The following is a 6,574-nucleotide window of genomic DNA, read 5'->3' as shown; positions in this document are numbered from 1 at the left end:
GATGAGTATTTTGGCGGCAAGCGTAACGACGCAAATGGTACTTTATGGACAGACATTAATTAAATGCTGACTATGGAAAGATTAGCAATGAAGGAGCTCATCAAGTGGAAGAATAAATTCCGAAGAAAGCCTTTGATTTTAAGAGGAGCAAGGCAAGTCGGAAAAACATGGCTCATTAAAGAGTTTGGCAAACGTGAATATGCGCAAATGGCTTATGTGAATTTTGAAAGGTCAAAGGGTTTACAGTCCATTTTTTCAGATAACTTTGATGTTCAACGGATTCTTACAGCAATACAGATAGAAACCGGAGCCAAAATAAATGCTTCTGATACGCTGATTGTGCTGGATGAAGTGCAGGAAGCACCCGGCGCTCTTACAGCATTGAAGTATTTTTTTGAAAATCATCCTGAGTATCATGTGATTGCCGCCGGTTCTTTGTTAGGGGTTGCGTTGCATCGCGATACATCCTTTCCGGTAGGGAAGGTGGAGTTTTGTAATCTATATCCAATGAATTTTTCGGAGTTCCTGATGGCCTCTGATCATTCACAGTTGTTAGAATTGTTGCAAAAGAAAGATTGGGCATTGATAAAATCGTTTAAAGACAAATATGTTTATCTGTTGAAGCAATTTTATTTTGTAGGGGGGATGCCCGAAGTGGTGAGTTTGTATTTTGAGAGTAATGATTTTCAGGAAGTGAGGTCGCTTCAGAGGGACATACTGACAGCTTATGAATTTGATTTCTCAAAGCATACTCCAAATGAAATTGTACCGCGAATAAGAATGTTATGGAACTCAATTCCCGGACAACTTGCACGTGAAAATAAGAAATTTATTTACGGTGCTGTAAGGCAAGGGGCCAGGGCAAAGGATTATGAGTTGGCACTTTCCTGGCTTATTGATAGCGGTCTGGTTCATAAAGTTTGTCGTGTTGCAAAGCCGGGGATCCCATTGAAAGCTTATGCCGAAAATAAAAATTTTAAGTTGTTTATTACCGATTTGGGTTTGTTGGGAGCGATGGTTGATATTGATTCTAAAACAATACTTGAAGGGAACAGGATTTTTGAAGAATTTAAGGGAGCCTTGACTGAACAATATGTTTTACAGGAATTATTGACGAGTAAGGTTCAGTCTGTGTATTATTGGTCAGCAGAAAAATCCACAGCAGAGGTTGATTTTCTTATTCAACAGGAGGGGGAGATTGTTCCTATTGAAGTGAAAGCAGAAGAAAATCTCAGGGCAAAAAGTTTGAAATCTTTTTGTCAGAAATATAATCCTGATAGCGCCTTGCGTTTTTCTATGTCTGATTTCCGTAAGGAAGACTGGCTTATAAACGTACCGCTTTATGCCGTGAGGTATTATCAGGATGAAATCAACATGGAGTTTTGATTTTGCTGGAAGAAGGTTTTTGAATAATCAGGAATTTAGTGTTTTTTGTCATTCTGAACGCAGTGAAGAATCTCATTGTTAACAAACCTGGAGGTTTCAAAACGTACAGAAGAACAACGATGGCGACTTTTTAGATACTCTCATCCCTCTTAACCCTTTGTCATAAGTTAAGTTTCGGATATTGCAAATCCGGATCATTCGGGAAAGGAATCTCAAATTTCCCATAGTTATGTCATTTTTTTAATATATTTGTAAAAAAGTACAAAATACTTTTAAAGCTTCGGTTTTAAATTATAATGCAGTCGTGAATTATATATTATTGGTTATGAAGAAGAAAATGCACTTATCAACCATTTCCCTGTTTTCCGTTTTGTTATTTTTCGGGTGCAGTGGGTCTCTGAAAAACACCCCCGATGTGGAATCATTTCCACTTTCTGCAGTGCGCCTGCTCGACAGTCCGTTTAAACATGCAGAGCAACTGAATGAAGAATATGTGATGGCTCATGATCCCGATCGTTTGCTGGCCCCGTTTCTGATTGATGCCGGACTGGAACCGAAAGCACCCGGTTATGGAAACTGGGAGAGCAGCGGACTCAACGGACACATTGGCGGTCATTACCTTACTTCACTGGCACTGATGGTGGCATCAACAGGAAATGAGGAAGCTGAAAAACGCCTGAATTATATGGTGGATGAACTGGCGCGCTGCCAGCAGACCAACGGAAACGGCTACGTGGGCGGAATTCCCGGTGGTCAGCCCATGTGGGCCGAAATTGCTGAAGGTAACATTGATGCAGGTGGTTTTTCACTCAATGGGAAGTGGGTTCCACTCTACAATATTCATAAACTTTTTGCAGGGTTGCACGATGCCTGGAAGTTTGCAGGAAATGACAAAGCTTTAGAGGTGCTGGTGAATCTCACCGACTGGTTTGTTGAACTAAATAGCAATCTTTCGGATGAGCAGATTCAGGAAATGTTGGTTTCGGAACATGGCGGCTTGAATGAAGTGTTTGCCGATGTTTATGCTATTACAGGTGAGGAGAAATATCTTACGCTGGCCCGAAAATATTCGCATCGTGCCATTCTGGAGCCATTGTTGAATCATGAAGATAAATTGACCGGATTGCACGCCAATACTCAAATCCCTAAGGTAGTTGGTTTTATGCGGGTGGGTGAATTGGCAAATGACAGTGCATGGCTGGATGCATCCGATTTCTTCTGGGATACGGTTGTGAATAACCGCACCATCACCATTGGCGGAAACTCCACACATGAACACTTCCATCCGGTTGATGATTTTTCCTCTATGGTGGAATCGCGACAGGGCCCCGAGACTTGCAACACCTACAACATGCTGAAGTTGTCGAAGCAACTCTATCTGTACAAGAATGACCTGAAGTATTTGGATTATTACGAGCAGGCTTTGTACAATCACATTCTCTCATCGCAGCATCCGGAGCATGGCGGACTGGTCTATTTTACGCCCATGCGGCCCCAACACTACCGGGTTTATTCCAATCCTGAAGAGACTTTCTGGTGCTGTGTGGGCTCGGGCATTGAAAACCATGAGAAATATGGGGAATTGATATATGCACACAATGACCGGGATGTGTTTGTGAACCTTTTTATTCCCAGTGAGTTGAATTGGAAAGAAAAAGGCCTGAGACTGACTCAGAATACTGATTTTCCGGATATTGAGCAGACTTCCCTGAAGCTGAATCTTGATGAAGCAAAAGAATTTACCATCGGCATTCGTTATCCTGCCTGGATGAAAGCAGGGGAGATGAACGTGACCGTGAATGGGAAAAAAGCAAAGGGTGCTGGCCAACCAGGCAGATATTATCAGCTTGCCCGTATGTGGAAAAACGGTGACGAAATTACTGTCACCCTTCAGATGCATACCACCGGCGAATATTTGCCCGATAATAGTCCGTTCCTTTCCATTAAACATGGCCCGTTTGTACTGGCAGCAGTAACCGGTAAGGAAGATTTGAACGGACTTATTGCCGATGACAGCCGTATGGGACATATTGCGCATGGACCCCTGCGCCCGCTGGATGAAGCTCCTATGTTGCAGGTGGATGATGAAAACTGGACAGAAAAAGTTGTTCCCGTTGCTGGGAAATCCCTTACTTTTAAGGCTCCAGAGTTGATTGTACCGGATAGCAGAGACGATCTGGAACTGGTTCCTTTTTACAGAGTTCATGATGCCCGGTATATGGTTTACTGGAGAACCGGAACCACCGCTGAAATAGATTCTGTTCGTTCAGCAATTCAGCTACAGGAACAGCAGCTAATGGAACTGGAGAAACTGACCATTGATGAGGTGGCTACCGGAGAGCAACAACCCGAGTCGGAGCATAACTTCAAGGGGGAAGGAACGCAGACAGGAGTACATCAGGACAGACACTGGCGCCATGCTTCTGGGTGGTTCTCGTATGACCTGAAAGATCCGGATAACGAAGCTGAAAAACTCCGTATTACTTACTTCGGAGGTGATGGAGGGAGGACTTTTGATATACTGATCAATGAACAATTGTTGTCGACTGTTGAACTCAATGGTGCTGGTGGCGATAAATTCGTTGAGGTGGATTATTCCATCCCTTCTGCCATCAGGAATTCGGCCAGAAATGGTGTGCTGACGGTGAAATTTCTTGCTGCAGAAGGTTCTGTGGCCGGAGGCATTTATCATGTGCGACTGATGAGGTAAGAGGGCATGGGGCATGGGGCAAAGAGCTCTTGGCTGTTAGCTCTTAGCTGTTAGCTCTTGGCTGTTAGCTCTTGGCTGTTAGCTGTTAGCTGTTAGCTGTTAGCTCTTTGCTCTTGGGTGGGGTGGAGTTCTAACTTTTTTCAACTTATTTGTCTTACATGGTTTAAAACTTCATACGCTCTTCATAAATAAATTATTAAGCATGAAAAAATATCTGTCGATTTTAGCGATTCTGTTTCTCCCGGCGATTGGTTTTACTGGCTGTCAGGATGCAGAACCCATGAAAGTAACCAGTCCTGATGGGAATATTACCGTTCAGGTCCGGACTTCAGAAGAGGGAAAACTGCTTTATGAGGTTCAGAGCGGGCAACAGCAGGTTTTGCAACCGTCCCGCCTGGGGATTAAAAGCAGTGATGCCGATTTTACGCAGAACCTTGAAATAATCGGTGTTTCGGATATTCTCCGGGTGGAGGATGACTACGTCCTGATGCATGGAAAGCAAAAAAAGGTGACTTATGTTGCCAATGAAGCAGTTTTTCAGGTTAGCAATGTTGACGGGAAGTTGATGGAGATTGTTTTCAGGGTTTCGGATGATGGCGTGGCTTTTCGTTATCATTTACCTGGATCTGCTGATGAGAAGGTCGTAATTGAAAAGGAAATTACCTCCTTTGTAATGCTTCAAAATACGAAAGGATGGTTGCAGCCCGTATCAAAAGCTAAAACGGGTTTCGCGGAAACCAACCCATCTTACGAAGAGAATTATTTGCAGGAGGTGCCTGCAGAGATCGATTCCTCAATAGGTTTTGGCTGGGTTTACCCTGCTCTCTTCCGAACCAATGGAGTGTGGTTGCTTATTACAGAGACATCGCTCAACGCAAACTATTGCGGCACGCATCTCGAAAATGAGGGAAACAGTTACCGCGTGACATTTCCACAGCCGGAGGAGGTGATGCCTCAGGGAGCTGTTAATCCTGAAGGCTTTTTGCCTCTTTCCACTCCATGGCGAATCCTGACCATTGGGGATTTAGCGACTATCACAGAATCTACATTGGGTACCGACCTGGCAGAGCCAGCTATCGATGTGGATTTCTCGTTTGTTGAACCCGGACTGGCCTCGTGGAGCTGGGTGATTCTGAAGGATGAATCGGTGAACTACGAAACCCAGAAAGACTTTATTGATTTTGCTGCAGAAATGGAATGGTCTTACTGTCTGGTGGACGGTTTGTGGGATGAGCAGATTGGTCGCGATAAAATAGCTGAACTTTCGAAGTATGCCCAAAGTAAAGGAGTTGGATTGTTGCTGTGGTACAATTCGGCCGGAAGCTGGAACTCTGCTTATCAGACACCTAAAAATAAGATGCTGACTCATGAAAGCCGGGTTAAAGAATTTGAGTGGATGCATGAAATCGGCATAAAAGGAATAAAGGTTGACTTTTTTGGCGGTGACGGGCAGTCGGTTATTGCTTATTATCATGAAATTCTGCGGGATGCCGCGGAGTATGGCATCATGCTTAACTTTCATGGCGCCACCCTTCCACGCGGCTGGGCACGGACTTATCCCAATCTCATGACGGTTGAGGCCATCAAAGGGTACGAGTTCATTACTTTCGGGCAGGAAACAGCCGACAAAGCGCCTTCACACATGGCGATGACTCCCTTTACCCGGAATGTGTTTGACCCGATGGATTTTACTCCCATAAACCTCGGAGGAATTCCCAATATCGATCGTCGTACCACCAATGGTTTTGAGCTGGCGCTTTCTGTGGTCTTTACCTCGGGAATTCAGCATGTTGCTGAAACGCCTGATGGGATGGCAACGGTGCCCGATTACGTGAAGAATTTCCTGACCGGTTTTCCCGGTGGGGATTGGGACGAAACCAGATTTATTGACGGTTATCCCGGAAAACTGGCTGTCATTGCCCGTCGTCATGGTAATCAATGGTATGTGGGAGGCATCAATGGCGAGAAAACTGAAAAAGTGGTGGAACTGGAACTTCCTTTCGTTTCCGGAACCCAGGAAGCCTTGATGATTACTGATGGGGAAGAAGGGATTCTGTCTTTTTTACAGGAGAAACTAGTGCTCAAAGAAGATCAGTCATTTAAGGTAACCATTAAACCCAATGGTGGGTTTGTGATGGTGGTAGAAAATTAAAAAATCCTTTCGGTATTTGCCCCGGGGCGCTGCCACTATGCCTCGGGGCTATGGTGAGTTGGGCTTTCAGCCCGTTTCTGATTGTATTTTGATCATGTCCCAAGGCGTTGCCGTTGGGTTATAGTGAGCTGGGCTTTCAGCCCGCCACTGATTGAGTTGTGGTCATGTCCCGAGGCGCTGCCATTATTTTCCAGGGCGTTGTCACTATGCCCCAAGGCGCTGCCATTGGGTTAAAATCAATTGGGCTTTCAGCCCGTTTCTGATTGTATTTTGGTGATGTCCCAAGGCGTTGCTGTTATTTTCCAGGGCGTTGCTACTATGCCCCA

Annotated in this window: 3 protein-coding genes; all 3 read left to right on the top strand. The window is 44.7% G+C overall.

Annotated features, from left to right (window positions below):
* The first annotated feature begins 72 nt into the window (after positions 1-72).
* The 3 genes from QZZ43_RS03775 to QZZ43_RS03765 all read left to right on the top strand — a co-directional run bounded on the left by QZZ43_RS03775 (position 73) and on the right by QZZ43_RS03765 (position 6,248).
* Positions 73-1,386, top strand: a complete 1,314-nt coding sequence (locus QZZ43_RS03775) for an ATP-binding protein (protein WP_291856409.1) — start codon at positions 73-75, stop codon at positions 1,384-1,386.
* A 325-nt stretch (positions 1,387-1,711) separates the two neighbouring features.
* On the top strand, positions 1,712-4,096 hold the full coding sequence (locus tag QZZ43_RS03770) for a glycoside hydrolase family 127 protein (RefSeq protein WP_291856407.1): 2,385 nt from the start codon (positions 1,712-1,714) through the stop codon (positions 4,094-4,096).
* A gap of 202 nt (positions 4,097-4,298) precedes the next feature.
* Positions 4,299-6,248, top strand: coding sequence for a glycoside hydrolase family 97 protein (locus QZZ43_RS03765; RefSeq protein ID WP_291856405.1), 1,950 nt, complete (start codon positions 4,299-4,301; stop codon positions 6,246-6,248).
* Positions 6,249-6,574: the final 326 nt, after the last annotated feature.

It is taken from the genome of Marinilabilia sp. (assembly GCF_016278715.1).
Classification (GTDB): domain Bacteria; phylum Bacteroidota; class Bacteroidia; order Bacteroidales; family Marinilabiliaceae; genus Marinilabilia.
The sequence above is the reverse complement of the archived record's forward strand: the minus strand, read 5'-3'. Positions and strand labels throughout refer to the sequence as shown.

Bases quoted from the DNA above. Each gene is read 5' to 3' on its own strand.
- QZZ43_RS03775 (WP_291856409.1), top strand. From the start codon at position 73: ATGGAAAGATTAGCAATGAAGGAGCTCATCAAGTGGAAGAATAAATTC.
- QZZ43_RS03770 (WP_291856407.1), top strand. From the start codon at position 1,712: ATGAAGAAGAAAATGCACTTATCAACCATTTCCCTGTTTTCCGTTTTG.
- QZZ43_RS03765 (WP_291856405.1), top strand. From the start codon at position 4,299: ATGAAAAAATATCTGTCGATTTTAGCGATTCTGTTTCTCCCGGCGATT.